Raw genomic sequence first — 25722 nt, 5'->3', positions numbered from 1 at the left:
GTGAGACAGGACCAGGGAAGGGGAGCCCGGCAGATGGACGCGATGGACGCGACGGACGCGATGGACGCCATGGATGCGATGGACGCGCGAGGTCCGAAGGACCAGGACCAGAAGGACCCGAAGGAGACCGAGCCTCTTCGGGTGGGCGCGGCTGTCCGCAGACGCCGACGGGCCCTCGACCTCACGCTCGCCGCGGTCGCGGCGCGCAGCGGCCTCTCCGTGCCTTTCCTCAGCCAGGTCGAGAACGAGCGGGCCCGCCCCAGCAAGCGTTCGCTCCAGCGGGTCGCCGACGCGCTGGAGACCACGGCCGTCCAGCTGCTCGCCGCCTCCGACCCGGCGCGCACCGTCGATCTCGTACGCGCCGATGACGACACCGAGTTCCCGCCCGGCACCGGCGTCCGCCCGCTCATACGCGGACATCATCAGCTGCACGCCATGGAATTCACCGGGGAACACGACACCGGCCGCGAATTCCAGCACCCCAACGACGAGCTGATGTACATCGCCGACGGCGCCGCCGAGGTGGAGGCGGAAGGCAGGGCCTTCCGGCTGGAGCGCGGCGACAGTCTCTTCCTCTCCGGGGGCGTACGGCACCGGTGGCGGGCCACCGCGCCCGACACCCGCATTCTCGTCGTGGCCGTGGCCGACCACATCGAGGCAAAGCAGGCGTGACGCGGGTCGTCTCGCTGGTCCCTTCGCTGACCGAGGCCGTGGCCGTCAGCGCGCCGGGGCTGCTGGTCGGGGCCACCGAGTGGTGCGACCATCCGGCCGGCCTCGACGTCGTACGGGTCGGGGGCACCAAGAACCCGGACGTGGCCGCCGTGATCCGGCTGCGCCCCGATCTCGTCATCGCGAACGAGGAGGAGAACCGGGAATCCGATCTTGCCGAGCTGCGGGCGGCGGGCATCGAGGTGCTCGTGACGGAAGTACGTGACCTGGGGCAGGCGTTCCGCGAGCTGGAACGGGTGCTCGTGGCCGGGTGCGGGGTGGCGCGGCCGCGCTGGCTGGACGAGGCGGAGGCGGCGTGGGCGGCGTGGGACGCGGTCGCGCGGCCCGCGATCGTGCGGCGCGCGGTTGTGCCGGTCTGGCGGCGGCCGTGGATGGTGCTCGGCCGGGACACCTTCGCCGGTGATCTGCTCGCCCGGCTCGGCGTCGCCAACGTCTACGCGACGCACACCGAGCGCTATCCGCGTATCCCGCTCGACGAGCTGCGGGACTGCGGCGCCCAGTTGGTCGTCCTGCCCGACGAGCCGTACCGCTTCACGGCGGACGACGGGCCCGAGGCCTTCCCCGGAGTGCCTGCAGCCCTGGTCAGCGGGCGCCATCTGACCTGGTACGGGCCGTCACTGGCCGAGGCGCCGGCGGTACTCGGCGCGGCGCTGCGATCGGCCCTCCCATAAGCTGGCTTTATGAGCGAGACGGGCGGGGACGAGAACCGGAACCAGAACGAGGTACGTGTCCCGCTCGCGCACCGGGTGCCCGACCTCGGGGGACTGGAGCTGCTGCTCGCCGTGGCCAGGCACGGCAGCATGGGACGCGCGGCGCGCGAGCTCGGCATCACCCAACCGGCCGCGAGCAGCCGGATCCGTTCGATGGAACGGCAACTGGGCGTGGCCCTGGTCGACCGGTCCCCGCGCGGCTCCCGGCTTACGGACGCGGGGGCGCTGGTCACGGACTGGGCGCGGCGCGTGGTGGAGGCGGCGGAGGCGTTCGACGTCGGCGCGCAGGCACTGCGCGGGCGGCGTGACTCGCGGCTGCGGGTGGCGGCGAGCATGACCATCGCGGAGTACCTGCTGCCGGGGTGGCTGATCGCGCTGCGGGCGGAGCGCCCCGGCACGGCGGTCTCGCTGCTGGCCGGGAACTCGGCGATGGTGGCGCGGCGGCTGCTCGCGGGCGAGGCGGACGTGGGGTTTGTGGAGGGCCTGTCCGTGCCGGAGGGCCTGGACGGGACGGTCATCGGGCACGACCGCCTCGTGGTGGTGGCGGGGCCGAGTCATGCGTGGGCCCGCCGCCGTGCGCCGCTGGCGGCGGCGGAACTGGCGGCGGCGCCGCTGATCCTGCGGGAACGGGGCTCGGGCACGCGCCAGGTCCTCGACTCGGCGCTGTCCGCGCACGGCGGCCTCGCGGAACCGCTGCTCGAACTCGCCTCCACGACGGCGGTGAAGGCGGCGGCGGTGAGCGGCGCGGGCCCGGCGGTGCTGAGCGAACTGGCGGTGCGGGAGGAGCTGGCGTCGCGCCGCCTGGTGGAGGTCGCGGTGGAGGCGATCCGCCTGCGCCGCGACCTGCGGGCGGTCTGGCCGACGTCCCACCGCCCAACGGGCCCGGCGCGCGACCTGCTGACGCTGACCCGAAGGGGCCGGCCGACGGAGTAACCCGGTAACCCGGCTCATGGGCCTCTGGCCCCCGGCGGGTGCCGCGCCTGCGGCCGTGCGGGCCCTTGTCGGGGGCACTGCCCCCGAGCCCCCGCGCCTCAATCGCCGGCGAGGCTGAACGCGTCGGGGCTCCGCCCCGAACCCCGCTCCTCAATCTCCCCCACAGCCTTCGGCATGGGAGCTACCCCCAGAGGGGCTGGTCTTTGCCGGTGGCCCGGCAATTCAAGCCTGGCCGGGAGTCCCGGCGCGCGGCTCGTGACCGATCAGCGAACCCACGGGCTCAGGCCGCCGACCGGACCAGCCCCGCCACCACCCTCGTGTCCTGGCCCATCTCCGGATGCCACTGCACCCCGAGCACCCACTGGCCGGCCTCGGCGGCCCTGAGTTCCAGTGCCTCCACCGTGCCGTCCTCCGCGTACGCGCTCGCCGTCAGCGCGTCGGCCAGGCGGTCCACCGACTGGTGGTGGTACGTCGGGACGGACGACTCCTCCGGGACAAGCTCCCCGTACAGCGTGCCCGGGACCGGCTTCACCGTGTGTTCGCCGAAGACGCCCACACCCCCGGTGTGCCCGTCCAGGTGCTGGACCAGCGTCCCGCCCAGGGCCACGTTCAGCAGCTGCATGCCCCGGCAGACCCCCAGCAGCGGTGTCCCGGACTCCAGCGCCGCCCGGATCAGGGCGAGTTCCCAGGCGTCACGCTCCCGTGCCGGCGGGCCGGTGCGGGGATCGGGCTCGGCCCCGTACCGTACGGGCTCGACATCCGCGCCGCCCGCGATGATCAGGCCGTCCAGCCGGGACACGGCCGACGCCGCCACGGCCGGGTCGTCCGGCGGGAGCAGCGCGGCCATGCCGCCCGTCGACTGGATCAGGCGGGCGTACCCGGCCGGGAGCAGCGCCGCGGGCATCTCCCACACGCCCCACTTGGCCGACTCCGAATATGTCGTGACGCCGATGAGGGGCCTGGGCACAGCGTGCTCCGTTCCTTTCGAGCCAGTTCGGTTTGAGTCAGTTCATTCGGTCAGTTCGGTTCGGTCAGTTCGGTACGGGTCAGGTCAGGTCACGTCAGGTCAGGTCCGTTCGAGTTCCGCCTCGGCCGCCGCCAGCGCCGCGAACTCCTCCTCCGGCGCCCTCGCGACCAGATGATGCCGACTGTAGAACGCGAAGTACGCGAGGGCGACGGCATAGACCCCCACCGCGATGAACGCCGCGTCCTTGTCCACCAGGAACGTCGCCACCAGCGCGGACAGCGCGAGTACGAACGCGACCGACGAGGTGACGACACCGCCCGGCGTGCGGTACGGACGCGGGAGGTCCGGCTCCCGGCGCCGCAGCACGATGTGCGACAGCGCCATCAGCGCGTACGAGATCGTCGCGCCGAAGACCGCGATGTTCAGCATCCGCGCGGCGTCCCCCGTCCCCGCCGCCAGCGCGAAGCCGATCGCCCCCGGAATCAGCAGTCCCAGATACGGCGACTTCCGCCGGCTCGTCAGCGACAGGAACCGCGGCAGATAGCCCGCCCGCGAGAGCGCGAAGAGCTGTCGGGAGCCCGCGTAGATCAGCGAGAAGAAGGACGCCACCAGGCCCGCCAGGCCCGCGTAGTTGACGAAGCGGCTCAGCGGCGTCGGGTCGCCGTCCCCCTGCAACGCCACCACCAGCGGGTTTCCCGCCGCCTGGATGGCGTTGGAGCCACGCGCGCCGGTCGCGGCGAAGAAGGTCAGCAGTGCCAGCAGCGCCAGGATGCCCATGGAGATGGCGAGCGCACGTGGCATGGAACGCACCGGGTCCTTCGCCTCCTCCGCCGCCAGCGGCACGCCCTCGACGCCCAGGAAGAACCACATGCCGAAGGGGAACGCCGCCCAGATGCCCAGCAGGCCGAACGGCAGCCAGGAGCCGGAGCCGAACGCGTCCTTGTCGACGGGGATGTCGTCGAGGTTGCCCGCGCTGAAGTCCGTGAACGCGCCGACCGCGAAGATCAGCAGCGCCGCGACCGCGATCGCCGTCACCACCAGGCTGAAGCGCAGCGCCTCACCGACACCCCACAGATGGATGCCGATGAAGATCACGAAGCAGCCCAGATAGACCGGCCAGCTCGACTCCAGGCCGAACAGTTTGAGCGATTCGACGTAGTCGCCGATGAAGATGGAGATCGCTGCGGGCGCGAGGATGTACTCGATGAGGATCGCGGTGCCGGTCAGGAACCCGCCCCAGGTGCCGAGCGCGCGGCGGGCGAAGCCGTAGCCACCGCCCGCCGTCGGCAGGATCGCCGACAGCTCGGCGAGCGCGAAAACCAGACAGGCGTACATCGCGCCCATCAGCAGGGTGGCGATCGCGAGCCCGCCGAAGCCGCCCTCGGCCAGGCCGATGTTCCAGCCGGAGAAGTCTCCGGACACGACGTAGGCGACGCCGAGCCCGGTGAGCAGCAGCCAGCCGGCGCTGCCGCTGCGCAGGGCGCGCCGTTTCATATAGGCGTCGTCGGCGGAGGAAGGCGGGGGAGTCGCGGGGGACGGGGTGGGCGGCGTGGACGGCGTGGTGGTGCCTTCGGCCATGAGTCGCTCCTGGCAGAGGTCAAAGGTTTGTGCGGACACCTTTGCGGTAGGCATCGCCGGTGCGCAAGCCCTCTGCGTAAAGCTGCGGTTACAGTTCGGCCGGTTCGGCCGGTTCGGTCCGCGCGGGAGCCGTACGCGGCCGGCCGGAGCCGCGCCTCACGGCAAGAAGCCCCGCAACAGCGCCGCCGTCCCCTCGCAGTGCTCCCGCATCACCTCACGCGCCGCGTCCGCGTCCGCCTCCAGCACCGCGCCCACCAGTGCCTCGTGCTGCTGCTGCGAGTGCTCCAGATTCCGTACGAGCAGCGGAATGCAGTCCAGCAGCTCGTTCAGCGTCGCCCGCACCGCCGCGTACTGCGAGGTCAGCGTCGCCGAGCCGGACAGCTCGGCCAGCGTGAGGTGCAGCAGCGTGTCCTGCCTGCGGTACTCCGCCAGCGGGGCGTCGTGCGTCGCGGCGAGCGCCGCCCGCAGCCGCCGCGCGTCCTCGTCCGTCAGCCCGGGCGGCGCGGCGCACAGCCCCGCCGCCCCCACCTCCAGCACCTCCCGGAAGCGCAGCGTGTCCTCGACGTCCACCGCCGCCACGCGCCGCCTCAGCTCGTCCTCGCCGTGGGTGTCGGGGCGGTGCAGCACGAACGTACCGCCGTACCTCCCGCGCCTGCTCTCCACCAGACCCTGCTCCGTGAGGACCTTCAGCACCTCGCGCAGCGTGACCCGGCTGATCCCCATCCGGTCCGCGAGCTCCCGCTCCGCGGGCAGCCGGTCGCCGCCGGAGACAAGGCCGAGGCGCAGCAGCTGAAGAATCTGTTCCAGCGCCTCCTCGAAGCCGTTGCCCGCGCGCACCGGGCGCAGTACAGGTGTCAGCCGGTCGGCCGGTTCACTCATCTGCGCCACACCCGTCTCCATCACGTCGCGGTTCCCTCTTCCCATGCAATGGTCTTGGGTAATACCTTATGGCTTCCGGCTGACCCAAGGAGGAGCAATCCCGTGGCAGACCTGGCAGATCTGGCAGACCGCAAACCCCCGCTCGGGATCGAGGAGCTCCGCGCCCTCGTCGCGAGCGGCGAGATCGACACTGTCGTCCTGGCCTTCCCCGACATGCAGGGGCGGCTTCAGGGCAAGCGGTTCGCCGCGCCTTTCTTCCTCGAAGACGTCCTGGCCCACGGCACCGAGGGCTGCAACTACCTCCTCGCCGTCGACACCGAGATGAACACCGTCGACGGCTACGAGATGTCCTCCTGGGAGCGCGGCTACGGCGACTTCGCCATGCACCCGGACCTCTCCACGCTGCGCCGCGTCCCCTGGAACGAGGGCACGGCACTCCTCATCGCCGACCTCGCCTGGAACGACCGCTCACCCGTCGTCGCCGCGCCCCGCCAGGTCCTGCGCCGCCAGCTGGAGCGCCTCGCCGAGCACGGTTTCACCGCCCACGTCGGTACGGAACTCGAGTTCATCGTCTTCAAGGACACGTACGAGGAGGCCTGGGACCGCAACTACCGCGACCTCATCCCGGCCAACCAGTACAACATCGACTACTCGGTCCTCGGTACCGGCCGTATCGAACCGCTCCTGCGCCGCATCCGCAACGAGATGACAGCGGCGGGCCTGGTGGTCGAGTCCGCCAAGGGCGAGTGCAACCCGGGCCAGCACGAGATCGTCTTCAAGTACGACGAAGCCCTGGTCACCTGCGACCAGCACGCGGTCTACAAGACCGGCGCGAAGGAGATCGCCGCCCAGGAGGGCGTCTCGCTCACCTTCATGGCCAAGTACAACGAGCGCGAGGGCAACTCCTGCCACATCCACCTCTCCCTCCAGGACGAGACCGGAGCCAACGTCATGGCGGGCGAAGGCCCCGGCGGAATGTCGCAGGTCATGCGGTACTTCCTGGCCGGTCAGCTGGCCGCGCTGCGGGACTTCTCCCTCCTGTACGCGCCGAACATCAACTCCTACAAACGCTTCCAGCCCGGCTCCTTCGCGCCGACCGCCGTCGCCTGGGGCTACGACAACCGCACCTGCGCCCTCCGCGTCGTCGGCCACGGCCGCTCGATGCGCTTCGAGAACCGGCTGCCGGGCGGCGACGTCAACCCGCACCTCGCCGTCGCGGGTCTCGTCGCGGCCGGTCTGTACGGCATCGAGCAGCAGCTCGAACTGCCGGAGGCCTGCACGGGCAACGCGTACACCGCCGGATACGCGCAGGTCCCCACCACATTGCGCGAAGCCGCCGAGCTCTGGGAGACCAGCCCCATAGCCAAGGCCGCTTTCGGCGACGAAGTCGTCGCGCACTACCGGAACATGGCGCGGGTCGAGCTCGACGCGTTCGACGCCGCGGTGACCGACTGGGAGCTCCGCCGCTCCTTCGAACGTCTGTGAGGCACGTTTTGTCGTCGCATGAGGTACTCAACCCCGCGACCGGGCAGGTCATCACCACCGTACGGGCGACGACCGCCGCCGAGGTCGACGCGGCAGTGGGACTGGCGACGAAGGCCCAACGCGGCTGGGCCGCCGCCGCCCCCGCCGACCGCGCCCGGCTGCTGCGCCGCTTCGCCGCGGCCGTCGACGGACACCTCGAAGAACTCGCCCAGCTGGAGGTCCGGGAAGCCGGTCACACCATCGGCAACGCCCGCTGGGAGGCGGGCAACGTCCGCGACCTCCTCGACTTCGCCGCCGGGGGAGTGGAGCGGCTCAACGGCCGCCAGATCCCGGTCGCCGGCGGCCTCGACCTCACCATCCTCGAACCGCTCGGCGTCATCGGCGTGATCGCGCCGTGGAACTTCCCCATGCCGATCGCCGCCTGGGGCACGGCCCCGGCGCTCGCCGCCGGAAACGCCGTACTCCTCAAGCCCGCCGAGACGACCCCGCTGACCGCGCTGCGCCTCGCCGAACTCGCCCTGGAGGCAGGCCTTCCCGAGCATCTCTTCCAGGTGCTGCCGGGCGCGGGCGACGAAGCGGGCAGCGCGCTGGTCGAACATCCGGGCGTCGCGAAGATCGTGTTCACCGGCTCCACCCGGGTCGGCAAACAGATCATGGCGCGGTGCGCCGAGCGGGTGAAGCGCGTAACGCTCGAACTCGGCGGCAAGAGCCCCAATATCGTCTTCGCGGACTCCGACCTCGAAGCCGCGGTCGCCGCCACCCCCATGTCCTTCCTGGACAACTCCGGCCAGGACTGCTGCGCGCGCAGCCGTGTGCTTGTCCAGCGTTCCGTGTACGACCGGTTCCTGGAGCAGCTCGCGCCCGCCGTCGAGTCGGTCGTCGTCGGCGATCCGGCCGACGAGAAGACCCAGATGGGCCCGCTGATCTCACAGGCGCAGCTGGAGCGGGTACGCGCGTACGTCCCCGAGCAGCTGACGCTGAAGGCGATCCGCGGCACCGCCCCCGAAGGACCCGGCTTCTGGTTCCCGCCGACCGTCCTCACCGGCCTCGAAGCGGACGACCCGGCCGCCACGGAAGAGATCTTCGGGCCGGTCGCCGTCGTCCTCCCCTTCGAGGACGAGGCCGACGCGATCCGCCTCGCCAACGCCACCGAGTACGGCCTGTCGGGTTCGATCTGGACCCGGGACGTCGGCCGCGCGATCCGCGTCTCGCGCGCCGTCGCCGCGGGCAACCTCTCCGTCAACTCCCACAGCAGCGTCCGCTACTCGACGCCGTTCGGCGGCTACAAGCAGTCCGGCCTCGGCCGGGAACTCGGCCCCGACGCCCTCACCGCTTTCACCGAGACCAAGAACATCTTCATCAGCACGGAGGCCTGACCACACCATGACGACCGAGACGACGACCGAGACGACGACCGAGACGTCGACCGAGACCAACAGCTGCCGCCGCCTGGTGGGCCGTACCGCAGTCATCACCGGCGCCGGCAGCGGCATCGGCCTGGCCACCGCGCGCCGACTGGCCTCCGAGGGCGCGCGCGTCGTCTGCGGCGACATCGACGAGACCGCGGGCAAGGCAGCCGCCGAAGAGGTCGGCGGCACCTTCGTACGCGTGGACGTCACCGACCCCGAGCAGGTCGACGCGCTGTTCAAGACGGCGTACGACACCTACGGCAGCGTGGACATCGCGTTCAACAACGCGGGCATCTCGCCGCCCGACGACGACTCGATCCTCACCACCGGCCTCGACGCCTGGAGAAGGGTTCAGGACGTCAACCTCACCTCCGTATACCTGTGCTGCAAGGCAGTCATCCCCTATATGCAGCGCCAGGGCCGCGGCTCCATCATCAACACCGCCTCCTTCGTGGCGATCATGGGCGCGGCGACCTCGCAGATCTCGTACACGGCCTCCAAGGGCGGCGTGCTCGCCATGTCGCGTGAGCTGGGTGTGCAGTTCGCGCGCGAGGGGATCCGGGTGAACGCGCTCTGCCCGGGTCCTGTCAACACCCCGCTGCTGCGCGAGCTGTTCGCCAAGGACCCGGAGCGCGCCGCGCGCCGCCTGGTGCACATCCCGGCGGGACGGTTCGCGGAGGCGGAGGAGATCGCCGCCGCCGTGGCGTTCCTCGCCAGCGACGATTCCTCCTTCATCAACGCGACCGACTTCCTGGTCGACGGCGGGCTCTCGGGGGCGTACGTCACGCCCCTGTAGGTCTCATAGGGTGGCCGGATGAGCATGACGACCCCGGCGGGCTGGTACCCGGACCCCAGCGTGCCCGGCACTGAACGCTGGTGGGACGGGACCGTGTGGACGGCGCACACACGGCCCATGGGCTCCAGCGGCCGGGGCAAGGGCCGGCTTGTGGCGCTGGTGACGGCGGGCGTCGTGTTCGTCGCGGCCGTCGCCACCGGAGTCGTACTGCTCGGGAAGGACGACGAGGCGGACAAGGCCCCGCCACCCGTCTCCGTATCCGCCCCGCAGAGCAGTCCGAGCAGTCCGAGTAGTCCTGGCAGCCCGCCCGCGACCGCTGAATCCGCTCTCCTGACCGACCAGCTCAACGGCATCTCCATGCCCATACCCGAGGGCTGGGTGAAGTCCGACAGCTCGCTCGACGACGGTGCCACGATGGTCACGGACGGCACTTACGACTGCCCCGGCGGCGGCTCGTCGCTCTGCCGCCGCGGCCGGGTGTCCTCCCTCACCGCCACCGGGACCGACGTGACCTCGCCCGTGGCGCTCGCCAAACTGGACATCGCGACGGCGGCCGACAAGGCGTACCTGGAAGACGCCCTCGGCGCGCGCGTCTACGGCGGCATCACGTCCCACAGCGTGGTCAAGTCCCAGGCCGTCGCGGTCGCCGGGCGCGCGGGCTACCTGGTGCGCTGGCGCGTCATCACCGGAGCCGGTCCCGGCGGGTACGTCCAGTCGCTGGCCTTCCCCTCCACGGTCGGTACCGAGGCCCTCGTCGTCGTCCGCTTCGCCTTCGACGCGGGGCCGCAGGGACCCGGACTCGCCGAGATGGACCGGATCGTCGCGAGCATCCGCCCGATCGGCGACGCCACGAGCGGCGGCGTCGGCAGCAGTATCGGCCCCGGCCAGGGATGACGGCCAGGGATGACGGCCAGGGATGACGGCCAGGGATGACGGCCAGGGATGACGGCCAGGGATGACGGCCAGGGATGACACCGAGGGTCCTACAGGAACGTACGGCCCTCTCCCCGGTACGTCGGCGCGGAACCCGTCACCCGGTCACCCTCGATCAGGTGCAGGGTGTCGAAACGCTCGCACATCTCCCCGGCCTTCGCGTGCCGGAACCACACCTTGTCGCCGATCAGCAGATCGTCGGCGGGCGAGCCGAGCAGCGGGGTCTGTACCTCGCCCGCGCCCTCCTGGGCGTCGTAGCGCAGCCCTTCCGGCAGATACGGGACCGGCAGCCGGTCCGCGCCCGCCGCGCCGGAGGCCGGGTAGCCACCGCCGAGCACCGTCACCACTCCCACGCCCGGCCTGCGCACCACCGGCTGCGCGAAGAGCGCGGCTGGGCGGCCCGTGAACGACGTGTAGTTGTCGAACAGCCGCGGGACGTACAGCCCGGACCCGGCGGCGATCTCGGTGACCGCGTCCTCGGCGGCCGTGTGCTGGACACTGCCGGTGCCGCCGCCGTTGACGAACTCCAGATCCGGCGCCACCGTCCGTACCGCGCGCACCACCGCCGCCCGCCGGTCGGCCACCTCCCTGCGCGCGGTGCTCTGCATCAGCCGGATGACGCGGGAGCGCACCGGGCGGCCCGCCAGCGAGTCGCCGACGCCCGCGATATGCCCCTCGTACGCCATCAGCCCCACCAGCCGGAACCCCGGGCGGCGCGCGATCGACCGGGCCAGTTCGGCCAGCTGTGCGGGCTCGCGCAGCGGCGAACGGCGCGCGCCGATCCGTACCCGGCCGCCCAGCAGGTGGAGCGCGGTGTCGAGTTCCAGACAGAGCCGGATCTCCTCCTTGCCGCTGCCGCGCGCCCGGTCGATCAGGTCGAGGTGCGCCGGATCGTCCACGAGCACGGTCACCGCGGCGGCCAGCTTGGGGTCGCCCGCGAGCTCGGCGTAAGCGGCCCGGTCCACCGACGGATAGGCCAGCAGTACGTCGTCGAAACCGGCCCGCGCCAGCCACAGCGACTCGTCCAGCGTGTACGACATGATCCCCGCGAACCCGTCCCGCGCCAGCACCCGTTCCAGGAGCGCCCGGCAGCGTACGGACTTGCTCGCCACGCGGATCGGCTTTCCGCCCGCCCTGCGCACCAGATCGTCGGCGTTGGCGTCGAAAGCGTCGAGATCTACGACGGCGAGCGGGGCGGCAAGCTGGGCGGTGGCCCCGTCATAGCGGGCCCGGTCAGCGGCACGGGGAGTCATGGCCCGAGCTTGCCAGACTTGATTACCGCGGGGTAGGGGGACGATTTGGGCAGATCCCCCCGCACCTCCGGCCTCGTTGCCGCCGGGCGTCCTCCAGCCCGTAGAGTGATGGACACGCTGTGACGAACGGGCCTGCCCCGCATGGCGATCCGTCGGTGTACGTGGACGAGGAACAGGGGGGCGGGATGAGCGCGGAGGCACAGCGCCCTCCCGGCCCGGTCCCGCCTCGGTCCGACCCCGGCGAGACGACGCTCAACACCTCCCGTATCGCTGATGCGCTGGCCCCACCGGAGACGGCCCCGAAGCCGCTGCGCGCGTCGGGCATCACGGAATTCCTGCCCCCGGAGCCGGAGCCGGTGACTCGGGTGCCTGGCGCTGCCGCGCCGGGGCGCTCGGCTGCGCCTTCGGGCGGGGTGCCCGCGGAGGGTCGGGCGGCCCGTGGCCCGCGGACCGGTCCGCCGGGCCCGCCTGCGCCGTACGCCTCCACGGGAGGCGAGGCCGGCGGCTCGGAGACGGGTTGGCCTTCGACCACTGGCGGAGCGGGCGCTTTCGCGTCGCGGTCGCGGTCGCAGTCGGGTACGGCGTCGGCCGCGCCGATGCAGGCCGCGCCCACGGCCGGTGACGGCGGTCAGCCGGGGCAGGCGCGCCGCCCGTTCCGCTCTTCGGCGGCGGCGTCGGCGGCGGCGTCGGCGGCGGCGTCGCGGCGCGGCGACGACGGACAGTCCGGGCAGTCGCGTTCGGACGACCGTTTCGGCGCAGTCGAGGGGGTGGGCCGTCCGTTCCGCTCTTCGGCGGCGCCGATGACTCCGGGGCGCGGCGACGTCACCCGGTCCGCGTCCGCTGGTGTGTCTACGCCTTACGCCTCCACGGGAGGCGACGGCGGGCAGCCGCGCTCGGACGACCGTTTTGCGGCGGCGCCGGTGACTCCGGCATCCAGGGCTGCCGCGCCGGGCCGCCCGGCTGCGCCTTCGGGCGGGGAGCCCGCGGAGGGCCGGGCGGCCCGTGGTCCGCGCACCGGTCCGCCGGCCCCGTCAGGGCCGCCTGCGCCGATGGGCCCAGGACGCGGCGATGCCGCCCGGGCAGCGTTTCCTGGTGCGCCGACGCCGTACGCCTCCAGGGGAGGTGACGGCGGGCAGTCGGGGCAGCCGGGGTCGGACGACCGTTTCGCAGCCTCCGACGAGGCCCGTCGCCCGTTGTCCCCCCAGGGCCTTCGGCCTGGGGGGACCCCCTCCTCGGCTCCGCCGCCCCCCGCTGCGCCTCCGGCCGCGTCACCCTCCCGCACTCAGGCGGGCCGCCCGTCGACCACCGGCGGGTCGGGCGCCTTCGCGTCGCGGTCCAGTACGGCTTCCGACGCGCCGACGCCGTACGCCTCCACGGCAGCCGAGGTCGCCGACGCGCGCCGCCCATTCCGGCTTCCCGCTCCGCCACCTCTCAACGGCACGCCCCCGGCCGTCGAGATCACCACCCGGCTGCGCCCCATAGCCGCGCCACCCCGCTCCACGCCCCGCCCCGAAACGCCCCCGCCGCCCCGGGCAGCCCCCACCCCCACCCGGCGCAGGCCCGTCGGGGCCGTCGACCTCACCCCGCGGCCGGGCACCGCCGGCCGTCCCGACGTGTCGTACGCCGCGCCCGGCCTGTCCTCCTGGCCGCCGCCGGAGACCCCGGCCGAGCTGACCACCCGGTTGCGCCCGATACGCGCCCGGCGTCCCGTACGGACGATCGGTGCCCTCGCCTGTATCGTGCTCGGGCTCGGGCTGATCGGCGGCGCGGCCACCGGCAGCTGGCTCACCGGTGACTCGAGCGCCGACTCCGCCGCCCGTACCCCGTACGCCGAGGCACGCACCCTCTGGCACAGCGCCCCCGTGGACACGCTCTTCCCGCGCACCCTCGACGGCGACGGCGCGGGACCCGGCGGCGCGGACCGGGTCTGGACGCGGATCGCCGTCGCGCCGGACAGCGTCTGCGCGCTCACCCTCGACCCGCTGCTGGTGACGGCCCTGCAACCGGTCGGCTGTCTGCGGACGCTGCGCGCCACGTACACCGACGCCACCACGAGCAGCCTCACCACCGTCGGGATGATCTTCACCGAGGGTGATGCGCAGGCCATGCGCGCCCTGGCCGCCCGCTTCACCACCGAAGGGCTCGCCGAGCGCGCCGATCTGATGCCGCGCACCCTCCCCGCCAAGGGCACCGCCGCTGCCGGGTTCGGCGACGCGCAGCGCGCGAGCTGGACGGTGAACATTCTCACCGAGGCGCCGGTCATCGTCTACGCCGTCTCGGGCTTCGCCGACGGGCGTATCGTCACCGACCCGCAGCCCGCCGACGAAGCCAAGGCCGAGGGCCAGACGACCGCACCCGCTCAGGCGGGCCTCGGCCACGAGGCCGACGGCGTCGCGGACCGGATCGGCCGCACTCTGCTCACGACCGTCAATACGGCCACGGAGAAGCCCGAATGACCAACCCACTCCGCCAGAGCCAGAGCCAGAACCGGGGCAGGGGCCGTCGCCTCGCCGCCGCCCTCGCCGCCACCGCGTTCGCGCTCCTGCCCGCCACACCCGCGCACGCGGACGCGATACGAGCCAAGCAGTGGGGGCTCGACGCCATGAACACCGAGCAGGCCTGGTCCACCACCAAGGGCAGCGGCATCACCGTCGCCGTCCTCGACACCGGCGTCGACGACAGCCACCCCGACCTCGCCGGATCCGTACTCCCCGGCAAGGACTTCATCGGCTTCGGCGCGGAGCGCGGCTCCCGCGCCTGGGCCCGCCACGGCACCGCGATGGCCGGCATCATCGCCGCTCACGGCCATGGCTTCGGCCGCGAGGACGGCGTACTCGGCATCGCGCCCGAGGTGAAGATCCTCCCTGTCCGGGTCATCCTCGAAGGCACCGACAAGTCCCGCGAGAAGGCCCGGACCTCCCGCGGCTCCGCCCTCGCCCAGGGCATTCGCTGGGCCGCCGACCAGGGCGCCGACGTCATCAACCTCTCCCTCGGCGACGACAGCGAGTCCGCGCACCCGGAGGCGGGCGAGGACGCCGCCGTCCAGTACGCCCTCGCCAAGGGCGCATCCGTCGTCGCCTCCGCCGGCAACGGCGGCGAGAAGGGCGACCACATCTCCTACCCCGCGGCCTACCCCGGCGTGATCGCCGTGACTGCCGTCGACCGCTACGGCACGCACGCCGTGTTCTCCACCCGCCGCTGGTACGCCACCGTCAGCGCCCCCGGCGTGGACATCGTCATCGCCGACCCGGACCGCAAGTACTACGAGGGCTGGGGCACGAGCGCCGCCTCCGCGTTCGTCTCCGGCGCGGTCGCCCTCGTACGCGCCGCTCATCCGGGGCTGTCCCCGGCCCAGATCAAGAAGCTCCTCACCGACACCGCTCGCAACGGCCCCAAGGGCGGTCGCGACGACGCCAAGGGGTACGGGATGGTCGATCCGGCCGCCGCGATCAAGGCGGGGCAGAACCTGCGCCCCGCGGATCTGAAGGCGGCGTCGGCGGGTTATGCCAAGCAGTACTTCGGCACCGGCCCCGTCGTCGCGAAGAAGGAGAGCGAACCGGCGGGCTGGCTCGCCCCGCTCGCGGGCGGCATTGGGGCGCTGCTGCTCGGGGCGGCCGTAGTCCTGTGGCGCGGCAGAAACGTCAACTCACCCTGACCCGCGGGGTCGGCCCGATCCACCGACTCGGCCCCACCCGTCAGCTCGCCCTCACGGCGGCCGTGCCGAAAGCCGTGACCGCCACCCGCGCCGCCTGCTCGACCAGCGTGACCCCCGAAGCCATGCTGGCGTTGCCGTCGGAGAGCACGGCCACCAGACACGTCCGCCCGTCCGCCTCCACCCGCCCGATCGTGTTGATGTCCCACAGACCGGTGGCGGTACGCGGCATCCACCCGTTCTTGAGCGCCCAGCCGCCACCCGCAGCACCCGCGGCACCGGCAGTACCCGCGGCACTCGCCGCCGAGACGCCCCAGTCCTGACCAGTCGTGATCTGCCCCATGAGCCGCTGGATGTACGTACGCGAGGCCTCGCTCAGCTGCGAGTCCGTACCGAATACGGCCTGCAGCAGAACAATCTGATCCGCCGCGGTGGTCTGCGTCAGCCCCCACCTCCCGCCCTCGCCGCCCGTGGTGGCGGTCAGCCCGAGCCGCTTATTGGCGGCGTCCAGACCCTTGCTGCCGCCGATCGTGTTCCACAGGGCGGTCGCCGAGTCGTTGTCGCTGCTCCCGATCATGGCCGTGGCGCTGCTCTTCTCCTGCGCGGTCAGGTGCCGCCCGGCGTCCTGCGCCTGAAGCAGCAGCGCGGCCAGGATGTCGACCTTGACGATGCTCGCGGTGTCGTACTCGTCGTGGCCGTGCACCGCGCTGTCCCCGCTCTCCAGATCCAGTACGGCTACGGACACCGACGCGTCCGTGGCCGCCGCGACCGGCGCGAGCGCCTTGGCCAGTACCGCGTCCAGATTCACCTGGAGCTCCTCACTCACCGTGGCCTCCCGGCTCGCCTGCTGCATCTGCCCGGCCACAGGACCGGCCACAGGAAAGGCGGAAGCAAACGATGACGTTATGGTCCCCGGCCGCGCGTCGCGCGACTGGCCGACCACATACGTACCCCCGGTGAACGACCCTGCCAAGAGGACCACAGTGGTCGTCGCCAGCGCACCGACGCGGAATCTGGGTAGTGACATGCGCCGAAGGGTACAAAGCCAAGCTGAGCGAGGACTGTGCCCAAGGTAAAACCCCGATGAGAGAACCCTCACCACCCGGCGGCTACGCTCGACGCGTGGCCCTCAAGAACATTCCCGACTCCGGTTTCTCCGACGACGACGGCACGGCCGACCCCGCGCTGACCGCGGCCCTCGCCGCCTGGTCCGCCGACCGCACGGCCGAAGCCCCGGTCCTCGAAGCCCTCCGCGACGCCCGCCTCCTCGTCCCGGTCGTCGCCGTGCTCGGCGAGGTGGAGGAGGACGAGAAAGGGCTGCGCCGCGAGAAGACCAGCGACATGGCGGTGCCCACCCTCACGGCGGGAGACCGGCGAGCGCTGCCCGCCTTCACCTCGACCGAGTCGCTCGCCCGCTGGGACCCCGAGGCCCGCCCCGTCGCCGTACCGCTCCACCAGGCGCTGCAAGCGGCGGCCCACGAGAAGGCCGACACGCTGGTGCTCGATCTGGCGGGCCCCGTCCCGTACCAGCTGACAGGACCCGCGCTGCTCGCCCTCGCCGAGGGCCGTACGAACGCCGACCCGCTGGCGGACCCCTCCGTCATCGCCGCGGTACGGGCGGCGGTCGCTGCCGAGCCCGCGGTGGACCGCGCGTACCTGGGGCCGGGCCGTGCGGGCCGTGCGGACGGCACCCTCGCGCTGGTACTCGCGGCGGACGCGGTCCCCGCGGAGGCGTCAGAGGCGGCACACCGGGTCGCCGGGACGCTGGCGGCCGACGACGTACTGAGGGCCCGCCTGGTGCGGGGCCTCGACCTGGCGCTGCTGCCGGCCGAGGCCACCCCTCCGGGCGAGCCCCTCTACGTACGTCTACGTCAGTCTTAGCGCGTACGTCAGCTTTGGCGCGTACGTCCGCCGTAGACCGGGCCCGTGTACTTCTCGCCAGGACCCTGACCCGGATCGTCCTCGATCAGCGACGCCTCGCGGAACGCCAGCTGGAGCGACTTGAGCCCGTCACGCAGCGGCGCCGCGTGGAAGGAGCTGATCTCGGTCGCGCTCGCGTCCATCAGACCGGCGAGCGCGTGCACCAGCTTGCGCGCCTCGTCCAGGTCCTTGTGGTCCGCGCCGTCCTCGGTCAGGCCGAGCTTCACCGCGGCCGCGCTCATCAGATTCACCGCGACCGTGACGATCACCTCGACAGCGGGGACCTCCGCGATGTCGCGGGTCATGTCGTCGTAGCCGGGAGTTTCATGGGGGGTGGTCGCGTCACTCATGACGCATACGATATGCCCCACTGGGCCCGGCGCCTTCCCCGCCTTGGTTCGCCGCAGTCACCCGAAGCTGCTAACCTTGCGTAATGACCGGTCGGACACCTGTGTGTCCGGCCCACAAGTGGAGGCTCCGATCTCCCACCTGACCGTCCCCCGGACGGCGGGTCACCGGTCAGGCGGCCCCCATCGTTCCGTACGGACGATGGAGCCACCCGACAAGCCCCGCGGTAGCTACGCGGCGGTGTTCCGGTATTCAAGGAGCTCCCGCCTGTGTTCCCGTCCGGGGCATTTTTGACGTTCCGGTGTGGTTGGTCTTACTGAAACAGACGTTACGCGGTGCCTGCCAGACATCCGTGTGGTGCTACCTAGGAGGATCCATCAGCGCCGAGCCCCGCATCAACGACCGGATTCGCGTTCCCGAAGTGCGACTTGTCGGTCCCAGCGGCGAGCAGGTCGGGATTGTTCCGCTTGCCAAGGCCCTTGAGCTTGCGCAGGAGTACGACCTCGACCTGGTCGAGGTCGCGGCGACAGCCCGTCCGCCCGTCTGCAAGCTCATGGACTACGGGAAGTTCAAGTACGAGTCGGCCATGAAGGCCCGTGAGGCGCGCAAGAACCAGGCGCACACGGTCATCAAGGAGATGAAACTCCGGCCGAAGATCGACCCGCACGACTATGACACCAAGAAGGGTCACGTCGTCCGGTTCCTCAAGCAGGGCGACAAGGTCAAGATCACGATCATGTTCCGTGGTCGTGAGCAGTCCCGGCCCGAGCTTGGCTTCCGCCTGCTGCAGCGTCTCGCTTCGGACGTCGAGGACCTCGGCTTCATCGAGTCGAACCCGAAGCAGGACGGCCGGAACATGATCATGGTTCTCGGCCCGCACAAGAAGAAGACCGAGGCGATGGCCGAGGCGCGTGAGGCCCAGGCCGCCCGCAAGGCGGAGCGTCAGGGTTACACGCAGGACGAAGCACCGGCGGACGAGACCGCGGAGGCTCCGGCCAAGGCTGAAGCCCCCGCCGCCGAAGCTTCTGCCGAAGCTCCCGCCGAAGCACCTGCCGATTCGCCGTCCGAGGCGTGATCCGAGGGGCTGCCCGCCAGGCGGCCCCAGGTTCTCCCCTGGAACCCCAGAAACCAAGACTGACGCTCCAGTGCTCCGGTGTCCGCATCGGAGGAGCGCCACTGACGAGGAGATAACGGCGCGATGCCGAAGAACAAGACGCACAGCGGTGCCAAGAAGCGCTTCAAGATCACCGGCACCGGCAAGGTGATGCGCGAGCGCGCCGGCAAGCGCCACCTGCTGGAGCACAAGTCGTCCAAGCTGACGCGTCGCCTCACGGGCAACGCCGAGATGGCCCCGGGTGACTCGAAGACCATCAAGAAGCTGCTCGGCAAGTGATGTCCGTGTCCCCGGTGATTCGGGGACACGCGCCGGGACCGGGACCAATTCGTTTCCGGGCCGGGGTGAGTAGAACTCTCAGCCCCAGCCCCGCTACAAGGAGTTAAACAAGTGGCACGCGTCAAGAGGGCAGTCAACGCCCACAAGAAGCGCCGGGCAATCCTCGCGGCGGCCAGCGGATACCGCGGCCAGCGTTCGCGCCTGTACCGCAAGGCCAAGGAGCAGGTCACCCACTCCCTGGTCTACAACTACAACGACCGCAAGAAGCGCAAGGGCGACTTCCGGCGGCTGTGGATCCAGCGCATCAACGCCGCTGCCCGTCAGAACGGCATGACGTACAACCGCCTCATGCAGGGTCTGAAGGCCGCCAACATCGAGGTGGACCGCAAGATCCTGGCCGAGCTCGCGGTCAACGACGCCAACGCGTTCGCCGCGCTCGTCGAGGTCGCCCAGAAGGCGCTTCCGAGCGACGTCAACGCTCCCAAGACGGAGGCGGCGGCGGCCTGACGGCCGACGACCCGTCCGTACAGCAGTTCCGTACAGCAGTCTCTACAGCTCTGTACCGCTCTGTACAGCAGGATCCGCTTCTTCCGGACCGCTCCCCGACCCGCAGGCCTTTGGCCTGCGGGTCCGGTGCGTTCACGCCTCTCGTCGACGAAAAGCGAGCCGCAGGCCCATGCCCTCCCCCGAACCCGAGCTGATCTCTCCGCGTTCCCCGCGCGTCAGCGCCGCCCGGCGGCTCGCCAGGCGGGCCTTCCGCGGCAAGGAGCGGCTGTTCATCGCCGAGGGCCCGCAGGCCGTGCGCGAGGCCGTCGCCCACCGCGGCCCCGGCGGCGAACCGACCCTGGTCGAGCTCTTCACCACCGTCGAGGCCGCCGAGCGGTACGCGGACATCACCGCCGCCGCCCTGGCCGCGGGCGCCCGGGTGCACCACGCCTCCGACGCCGTGCTCGCCGAGATCTCCCAGACCGTCACCCCGCAGGGGCTCGTCGGCGTCTGCCGCTTCCTCGACTCGCCCTTCGCGGAGATCCTGGCCGCGCGGCCCCGGCTCGTCGCCGTCCTCGCGCACGTCCGCGACCCCGGCAACGCGGGCACCGTACTGCGCTGCGCGGACGCCGCGGGCGCCGACGCCGTCGTCCTCACCGACGCCTCCGTCGACCTCTACAACCCCAAGGCCGTACGGGCTTCGGTCGGCTCCCACTTCCACCTGCCCGTCGCGGTCGGCGTCCCCGTCGCCCAGGCCGTACAGGGGCTCCGCGACGCCGGAGTGCGAATCCTGGCCGCCGACGGCGCGGGCGACGACGACCTGGACGACGAACTCGACGCGGGCACCATGGGCGGCCCCACCGCCTGGATCTTCGGCAACGAGGCCTGGGGCCTGCCCGAGGAGGTACGGGCCCTCGCGGACGCCGTCGTACGCGTACCGATCCACGGCAAGGCAGAGAGCCTGAACCTCGCGACCGCCGCCGCCGTATGCCTCTATGCCTCGGCGCGCGCCCAGCGCGTGGGCAGGGCTCACTGACGGGAGCGACGGGAGTACTCGCTCAGGGGGTCCGCGTCGTCACGTGGAGCTAGTAGGGTGACGTGCTCGGGACCCACTGCGCCGGCGGAGAGGTGGGGTACGGGCATGACAGTCGGGACGGGCAGGCCCGCGGAGACACAGCGGACACAGCAGACGCAGGGACACCTCCTGCGTCAGCCGTCCGCCGACGTCGCCCCGCCCGCGTTCGGGCTGGACCCCGACGACCTCCCCGACGGACTGGTGGTCGCCGATGAGACCGGCCGGGTCGTCTGCTTCAACGATGCGGCCGTACGCATCACCGCCATCTCCAAGGCCGACGCCCTCGGCCTGCCGCTGGACCGGGCGCTGCCGCTGGAGGACCTCAAGGGCCGCCGCTGGTGGACGCTGACCGATCCGTACGGCGGGCTCGCCACCCGTATCGGCCAGCCCGAGCGCAATCTGCTGCTGCCCGGCGGGCGTGAGGTCCTCGTCTCGGCCCGCTATGTGCGCGAGCGCCCCACCGGGCCCCTGCGCAGGCTGGTCATCAGCCTGCGCGGCACCGAGGCCCGGCGGCGTACTGAACGCAGCCACGCCGAACTGATAGCGACCGTCGCCCACGAACTGCGCTCGCCGCTCACCTCCGTCAAGGGCTTCACGGCGACGCTGCTCGCCAAGTGGGAGAGGTTCACCGACGACCAGAAGCGGCTGATGCTGGAGACCGTCGACGCCGACGCCAACCGCGTCACCCGGCTGATCGCGGAACTGCTCGACATCTCCCGTATCGACTCCGGACGTCTTGAGGTGCGCCGCCAACCCGTCGATGTCGGCGCGGCCGTCGGGCGCCACATCCAGGCGCACATAGCCAGCGGCCAGTCCCCGGACCGTTTCTTCGTACGGATCCGGCGGCAGCTGCCCGATCTGTGGGCAGACCCGGACAAGATCGACCAGGTCCTCGGCAACCTGCTGGAAAACGCGGTGCGCCACGGCGAGGGAACCGTCACCATCGAGGTGGCGCCCGCACCGGCACCGGCATCCGCGCAGGACGAAGAGAAGGGCACGGCCGTCACCGTGAGCGACGAAGGCCCCGGCATCCCCGAGGAGTCGATGGCCCGCGTCTTCACCCGCTTCTGGCGGGGCAGCAAACGCGGTGGGACCGGCCTCGGTCTCTACATCGTCAAGGGGATTGTCGAGGCGCACGGCGGGACGATCACCGTCGGCCGCGGGCCCGGCGGCGGCGCGGAGTTCCGATTCGTCCTGCCCGTCGGCGCCCCGGCCTACCTGAAGTAAGGCCTGAGCGGCCCACCGGCTCATTCGCCTCCCCACACCCCGTTAGACTCATCCTTTGGCACCTTTGTGTCCTCGGTCGTGTAGCGGGGGCCCCAGCCAGCCCATCGGAAGTACGGGAAGACATGTCCGCACCCAATAAGTCGTACGACCCTGTTGAGGTCGAGACACTGAAACCGGCCGAGATCGAGCGCATGCGGGACGAGGCGCTCGCCGCCTTCGCCGCGGCCGCCGACCTCGACGCCCTCGCCCACGCCAAGGTCGCGCACACCGGCTCCACCTCGCCGCTCGCGCTGGCCAACCGCGAGATCGGAGCGCTGCCGCCGCAGGCCAAGGCCGAGGCCGGCAAGCGCGTGGGCCAGGCCCGAGGCGCGGTGAGCAAGGCGCTCGCCGCCCGCCAGGCGGAGCTGGAGGCCGAGCGCGACGCCCGGGTGCTGGTCGAGGAGGCAGTGGACGTCACGCTGCCCCACGACCGGGTCCCGGAAGGCGCCCGCCACCCGCTGACCACGCTCTCGGAGCGCATCGAGGACATCTTTGTGGCCATGGGCTACGAGGTGGCCGAGGGCCCCGAGGCCGAGGTCGAGTGGTTCAACTTCGACGCGCTCAACATCGGCCCGGACCACCCGGCCCGCGGCGAGCACGACACGTTCTTCGTCGAGGGCCCCGAGGGCGACAGCGGCTCCGGAGTGGTGCTGCGTACGCACACCTCGCCCGTGCAGATCCGCTCGCTCCTGGACCGCGAGCCGCCGGTCTATGTGATCTGCCCCGGCCGGGTGTACCGCACCGACGAGCTCGACGCGACCCACACCCCCGTCTTCCACCAGGTCGAGCTGCTCGCCGTGGACGAGGGCCTGACCATGGCCGACCTCAAGGGCACCCTGGACCACATGGTCCAGGCGCTCTTCGGCGGCGAGGGCATGAAGACCCGGCTCCGGCCGAACTTCTTCCCGTTCACCGAGCCGTCTGCCGAGATGGACATGGTCTGTTACGTCTGCCGCGGCGAGTCCGTCGGCAACCCGGACCGGTCCTGCCGCACCTGCTCCAGCGAGGGCTGGATCGAGCTCGGCGGCTGCGGCATGGTCAACCCCAAGGTGCTCGTCGCCTGCGGCGTCGACCCTGACAAGTACAGCGGATTCGCCTTCGGGTTCGGCATCGAGCGGATGCTGATGTTCCGCCACAACGTCGAAGACATGCGAGACATGGTTGAGGGCGACGTCCGGTTCACCCGGCCGTTCGGGATGGAGATCTGATGCGCGTCCCGCTTTCCTGGCTGCGGGAGTACGTCGACCTGCCGGCGACGGAGACCGGCCGTGACGTCCAGGCCAGACTCGTCTCCGCCGGCCTTGAGGTCGAGACCGTCGAGCAGCTCGGCGCAGGCCTCAAGGGGCCCCTCGTCGTCGGCAAGGTGCTGACCATCGAGGAGCTGACGGAGTTCAAGAAGCCCATCCGCTTCTGCACCGTCGACGTCGGCATGGCCAACGGCACCGGTGAGCCGCAGGAGGTCGTCTGCGGCGCGCGGAACTTCTCCGCCGGCGACAAGGTCGTCGTGGTCCTGCCGGGCGCAGTCCTGCCCGGCGACTTCCAGATCGCCGCGCGCAAGACGTACGGCAAGACCTCCCACGGCATGATCTGCTCCGGCGACGAGCTGGGCATGGGCGACGACGGCAGCGGCGGCATCATCGTGCTGCCGCCCGAGTACGAGGTCGGCACCGACGCCATCGAGCTGCTCGAACTCGTCGACGAGGTTCTCGACATCGCCGTCACACCCGACCGCGGCTACTGCCTGTCGCTGCGTGGCGTCGCCCGTGAGGTCGCCACCGCCTACGGCCTGCCGCTGCGCGACCCCGCGCTGCTCGACGTGCCCGCCCCGAACTCCTTCGGCTACCGGGTGCAGGTCTCCGACCCCGTCGGCTGCGACCACTTCACCGCCCGTACGGTCGTCGGGCTGGACCCCGAGGTCCGCTCCCCGATCTGGCTGCGACGCAGGCTCCAGAAGGCCGGGATGCGCCCGATCTCGCTCGCCGTCGACATCACCAACTACGTGATGCTCGAACTGGGCCAGCCGCTGCACGCCTACGACCGGACCCGTATCGACGGGCCGATCGGGGTGCGCCGCGCCGAGCCCGGCGAGAAGCTCACCACCCTCGACGGCGTCAAACGCGTCCTGGACGCCGAGGATCTGGTCATCACCGACAGCCGCGGGCCGATCGGCCTCGCGGGCGTCATGGGCGGCGCCAACACCGAGATCGCCGACGTGGACCCGCACCCGGAAACCGGCGCGCTCCACTCCACCACCAGCGTCGTCATCGAGGCGGCGCACTTCGACGCGGTCACCATCGCCCGCAGCGCGCGCCGCCACAAGCTCGCCTCCGAGGCGTCCAAGCGGTTCGAGCGGGGCGTCGACCCGCAGGCCGCCTCGGCCGCCGCGCAGCGGACCGTCGACCTGCTGGTGCTGCTCGCGGGCGGCACCGCCGAGGCGGGCGTCACCGAGGTCGTCGCGCCCACCGCGCTCCGTACGATCTCCATGCCGGCGGACCACCCCGACCGTGTCGCGGGCGTCCACTACGGCCGCGAGACCGTCGTACGCCGTCTCCAGGACATCGGCTGCGATGTCTACGGGCCCGACGAACTGCTCGTCACCGTCCCGTCCTGGCGTCCCGACCTCGCCGCGCCGAACGACCTCGCCGAAGAGGTCATCCGGCTGGAGGGGTACGAGAACCTCCCCTCCACGCTGCCCACGCCCCCCTCGGGCCGCGGGCTCACCGGACGCCAGCGGCTGCATCGCCGCGTCGGCCGCGCGCTGGCCGGGGCCGGTTATGTCGAGGCGCCGAACTACCCCTTCGTCGGCGAGCAGGTCTTCGACCAGCTCCAACTGGCGGCGGACGACCCCCTGCGCCGCGTCGTCAGGCTCGTCAACCCGCTCTCGGACGAGGAGCCCGCGCTCCGTACGACGCTGCTGCCCGGCCTGCTCGCCGCGCTGCGCCGCAACGACGGCCGCGGCAGCCACGACCTCGCGCTCTTCGAGACCGGTCTGGTCTTCCACCCGGCCGAGCAGCCCGGGACTCCGGCGCGGCTGCCCGTCGACCGCCGTCCCACGGACGAGGAGATCGCCCGCCTGGACGCCGTACTGCCGGTGCAGCCGCGCCATGCCGCGGTCGTGCTCGCCGGTGCGCGGGAGCAGGCGGGCTGGTGGGGCCAGGGCCGTCCGGCCGACTGGGCCGACGCGGTCGAGTCCGCCCGTACCGTCGCCCGCGAGGCCGGGGCCGAACTGATCGTCCGCCAGGGCCAGTACGGGCCGTGGCACCCGGGCCGCTGCGCCGAACTGTCCGTCGAGGTGGACGGAGCGGTGCGGCCTGTCGGGTACGCGGGAGAGCTGCACCCGCGCGTCGTCAAGGCGCTGGGTCTGCCCGCGCGCACCTGCGCGATGGAGCTGAACCTGGACGAGGTGGCGCGGGCCTCGCGGGGCGCGCTCCAGGCGCCGCGGATCTCCACCTTCCCGGTCGCCACCCAGGACGTCGCGCTCGTCGTCTCGCACGACGTGCCGTCCGCGGACGTCGGGACGGCGCTGCGCGAGGGCGCTGGCGAACTGCTGGAGTCGATCCGGCTGTTCGACGTGTTCACGGGCCCGCAGCTCGGCGAGGGCAAGAAGTCGCTGGCGTACGCGCTGCGGTTCCGTGCCACGGACCGGACGCTGACCGTCGATGAGGCCTCGGCCGCGCGCGACGCGGCGGTGGCGCTCGCCGCCGAGCGGGTCGGCGCGGTGCTGCGCGGAGCCTGACGGCCCAGCTGGAAACGACTGAGGGGCGCACCCGACCGCTGGATGCGCCCCTCAGCTGTGTGTACTGGTCAGGTCAGGTACCGACTGCCAATACGCTCACCCGGCCGGCGCCGCCCGCCCTGCCGCGGAGTGTCGGGCAGATCAGCAGGACAGACGACGCGAACGAAGGCCGCC

General features: G+C 71.8%; 25 protein-coding genes. 17 read left to right on the top strand and 8 right to left on the bottom strand.

Translation table 11 applies throughout. The features are described 5' to 3' along the window. Positions 1-69: 69 nt before the first annotated feature. Genes ACIHCQ_RS07990 through ACIHCQ_RS07980 form a run of 3 tightly spaced genes read left to right on the top strand, consistent with a single transcriptional unit; the run spans position 70 to position 2372 of the window. Positions 70-672, top strand: a complete 603-nt coding sequence (locus ACIHCQ_RS07990; RefSeq protein WP_399659173.1) for a helix-turn-helix domain-containing protein — start codon at positions 70-72, stop codon at positions 670-672. Continuing rightward, positions 669-1400 (top strand): helical backbone metal receptor, encoded by a 732-nt coding sequence (locus ACIHCQ_RS07985; protein ID WP_399658933.1) that lies wholly within the window; start codon positions 669-671, stop codon positions 1398-1400. Before ACIHCQ_RS07990 ends, ACIHCQ_RS07985 begins: the two co-directional genes overlap by 4 nt. Before the next feature lie 9 nt (positions 1401-1409). Next, the gene (locus tag ACIHCQ_RS07980) at positions 1410-2372 is read left to right on the top strand and encodes a LysR family transcriptional regulator (RefSeq protein ID WP_399658932.1); all 963 of its coding nucleotides are present in this window, start codon (positions 1410-1412) and stop codon (positions 2370-2372) included. 280 nt (positions 2373-2652) lie between these two features. Here the strand turns inward: ACIHCQ_RS07980 and ACIHCQ_RS07975 are convergent, their stop codons facing one another. The 3 genes from ACIHCQ_RS07975 to ACIHCQ_RS07965 form a co-directional block, all read right to left on the bottom strand. Further along, positions 2653-3339, bottom strand: coding sequence for a gamma-glutamyl-gamma-aminobutyrate hydrolase family protein (locus ACIHCQ_RS07975; protein WP_399658930.1), 687 nt, complete (start codon positions 3337-3339; stop codon positions 2653-2655). Between the two features lie 99 nt (positions 3340-3438). Beyond that, positions 3439-4917: an ethanolamine permease gene (eat, locus tag ACIHCQ_RS07970; protein ID WP_399658929.1), complete on the bottom strand. Its 1479-nt coding sequence runs from the start codon at positions 4915-4917 to the stop codon at positions 3439-3441. A gap of 156 nt (positions 4918-5073) precedes the next feature. Beyond that, positions 5074-5796 (bottom strand): FadR/GntR family transcriptional regulator, encoded by a 723-nt coding sequence (locus ACIHCQ_RS07965; protein ID WP_399659170.1) that lies wholly within the window; start codon positions 5794-5796, stop codon positions 5074-5076. Between the two features lie 120 nt (positions 5797-5916). On the opposite strand from ACIHCQ_RS07965, the gene ACIHCQ_RS07960 reads away from it, so the two are divergent. The 4 genes from ACIHCQ_RS07960 to ACIHCQ_RS07945 are packed head-to-tail and all read left to right on the top strand — an operon-like array spanning position 5917 to position 10380. Next, positions 5917-7281, top strand: coding sequence for a glutamine synthetase family protein (locus tag ACIHCQ_RS07960; protein WP_399659169.1), 1365 nt, complete (start codon positions 5917-5919; stop codon positions 7279-7281). An 8-nt stretch (positions 7282-7289) separates the two neighbouring features. Beyond that, positions 7290-8657 (top strand): aldehyde dehydrogenase family protein, encoded by a 1368-nt coding sequence (locus ACIHCQ_RS07955; protein ID WP_399658927.1) that lies wholly within the window; start codon positions 7290-7292, stop codon positions 8655-8657. Positions 8658-8664: 7 nt separating this feature from the next. Beyond that, positions 8665-9486 (top strand): 3-oxoacyl-ACP reductase, encoded by an 822-nt coding sequence (locus ACIHCQ_RS07950; protein WP_399658926.1) that lies wholly within the window; start codon positions 8665-8667, stop codon positions 9484-9486. Positions 9487-9504: 18 nt separating this feature from the next. After that, complete coding sequence (locus ACIHCQ_RS07945) at positions 9505-10380, top strand: DUF2510 domain-containing protein (protein ID WP_399658925.1); 876 nt, start codon at positions 9505-9507, stop codon at positions 10378-10380. Between the two features lie 89 nt (positions 10381-10469). Here the strand turns inward: ACIHCQ_RS07945 and ACIHCQ_RS07940 are convergent, their stop codons facing one another. The 3 genes from ACIHCQ_RS07940 to ACIHCQ_RS07930 form a co-directional block, all read right to left on the bottom strand. Next, positions 10470-11672, bottom strand: a complete 1203-nt coding sequence (locus ACIHCQ_RS07940; protein WP_399658924.1) for an amino acid deaminase/aldolase — start codon at positions 11670-11672, stop codon at positions 10470-10472. A 628-nt stretch (positions 11673-12300) separates the two neighbouring features. Beyond that, entirely contained in the window at positions 12301-12498 is a 198-nt protein-coding gene (locus ACIHCQ_RS07935) for a hypothetical protein (protein ID WP_399658923.1), read from the bottom strand. A 456-nt stretch (positions 12499-12954) separates the two neighbouring features. Next, entirely contained in the window at positions 12955-13152 is a 198-nt protein-coding gene (locus tag ACIHCQ_RS07930) for a hypothetical protein (RefSeq protein ID WP_399658922.1), read from the bottom strand. A 133-nt stretch (positions 13153-13285) separates the two neighbouring features. On the opposite strand from ACIHCQ_RS07930, the gene ACIHCQ_RS07925 reads away from it, so the two are divergent. Beyond that, on the top strand, positions 13286-14128 hold the full coding sequence (locus tag ACIHCQ_RS07925) for a hypothetical protein (protein ID WP_399658920.1): 843 nt from the start codon (positions 13286-13288) through the stop codon (positions 14126-14128). Next, entirely contained in the window at positions 14125-15327 is a 1203-nt protein-coding gene (mycP, locus tag ACIHCQ_RS07920; RefSeq protein ID WP_399658919.1) for a type VII secretion-associated serine protease mycosin, read from the top strand. Before ACIHCQ_RS07925 ends, mycP begins: the two co-directional genes overlap by 4 nt. 40 nt (positions 15328-15367) lie before the next feature. Here mycP and ACIHCQ_RS07915 read toward each other — a convergent pair whose 3' ends face one another. Beyond that, positions 15368-16351: a hypothetical protein gene (locus ACIHCQ_RS07915; RefSeq protein ID WP_399658918.1), complete on the bottom strand. Its 984-nt coding sequence runs from the start codon at positions 16349-16351 to the stop codon at positions 15368-15370. Positions 16352-16446: 95 nt separating this feature from the next. Between ACIHCQ_RS07915 and ACIHCQ_RS07910 the strand changes: the two genes are divergently transcribed. Continuing rightward, complete coding sequence (locus tag ACIHCQ_RS07910; protein WP_399658916.1) at positions 16447-17205, top strand: SseB family protein; 759 nt, start codon at positions 16447-16449, stop codon at positions 17203-17205. Positions 17206-17213: 8 nt separating this feature from the next. Here ACIHCQ_RS07910 and ACIHCQ_RS07905 read toward each other — a convergent pair whose 3' ends face one another. After that, a complete protein-coding gene (locus tag ACIHCQ_RS07905; protein ID WP_399658914.1) occupies positions 17214-17594 on the bottom strand; it encodes a DUF1844 domain-containing protein in 381 nt (126 codons plus the stop codon). 350 nt (positions 17595-17944) lie between these two features. On the opposite strand from ACIHCQ_RS07905, the gene infC reads away from it, so the two are divergent. From infC to pheT, 7 genes are all read left to right on the top strand, one after another. Continuing rightward, complete coding sequence (gene infC, locus ACIHCQ_RS07900; protein WP_399658913.1) at positions 17945-18667, top strand: translation initiation factor IF-3; 723 nt, start codon at positions 17945-17947, stop codon at positions 18665-18667. Between the two features lie 123 nt (positions 18668-18790). After that, positions 18791-18985, top strand: a complete 195-nt coding sequence (rpmI, locus tag ACIHCQ_RS07895; RefSeq protein ID WP_399658911.1) for a 50S ribosomal protein L35 — start codon at positions 18791-18793, stop codon at positions 18983-18985. 111 nt (positions 18986-19096) lie between these two features. Beyond that, the gene (gene rplT, locus ACIHCQ_RS07890) at positions 19097-19492 is read left to right on the top strand and encodes a 50S ribosomal protein L20 (RefSeq protein ID WP_399658910.1); all 396 of its coding nucleotides are present in this window, start codon (positions 19097-19099) and stop codon (positions 19490-19492) included. Positions 19493-19661: 169 nt separating this feature from the next. Then, positions 19662-20507: a TrmH family RNA methyltransferase gene (locus ACIHCQ_RS07885; protein ID WP_399658909.1), complete on the top strand. Its 846-nt coding sequence runs from the start codon at positions 19662-19664 to the stop codon at positions 20505-20507. A 105-nt stretch (positions 20508-20612) separates the two neighbouring features. Next, the gene (locus ACIHCQ_RS07880; RefSeq protein ID WP_399658907.1) at positions 20613-21773 is read left to right on the top strand and encodes an ATP-binding protein; all 1161 of its coding nucleotides are present in this window, start codon (positions 20613-20615) and stop codon (positions 21771-21773) included. 122 nt (positions 21774-21895) lie between these two features. After that, positions 21896-23020 (top strand): phenylalanine--tRNA ligase subunit alpha, encoded by a 1125-nt coding sequence (gene pheS, locus ACIHCQ_RS07875; protein WP_399658905.1) that lies wholly within the window; start codon positions 21896-21898, stop codon positions 23018-23020. Next, positions 23020-25548: a phenylalanine--tRNA ligase subunit beta gene (gene pheT / locus ACIHCQ_RS07870; protein ID WP_399658904.1), complete on the top strand. Its 2529-nt coding sequence runs from the start codon at positions 23020-23022 to the stop codon at positions 25546-25548. The genes pheS and pheT overlap by 1 nt, the downstream gene beginning before the upstream one ends. Positions 25549-25722 lie beyond the last annotated feature (174 nt).

It is taken from the genome of Streptomyces sp. NPDC052236 (assembly GCF_044548015.1).
In the GTDB taxonomy this organism is placed as follows: Bacteria; Actinomycetota; Actinomycetes; order Streptomycetales; family Streptomycetaceae; genus Streptomyces.
Note: the sequence above shows the minus strand (reverse complement) of the source record. Positions and strands in the feature narration are given on the sequence as shown.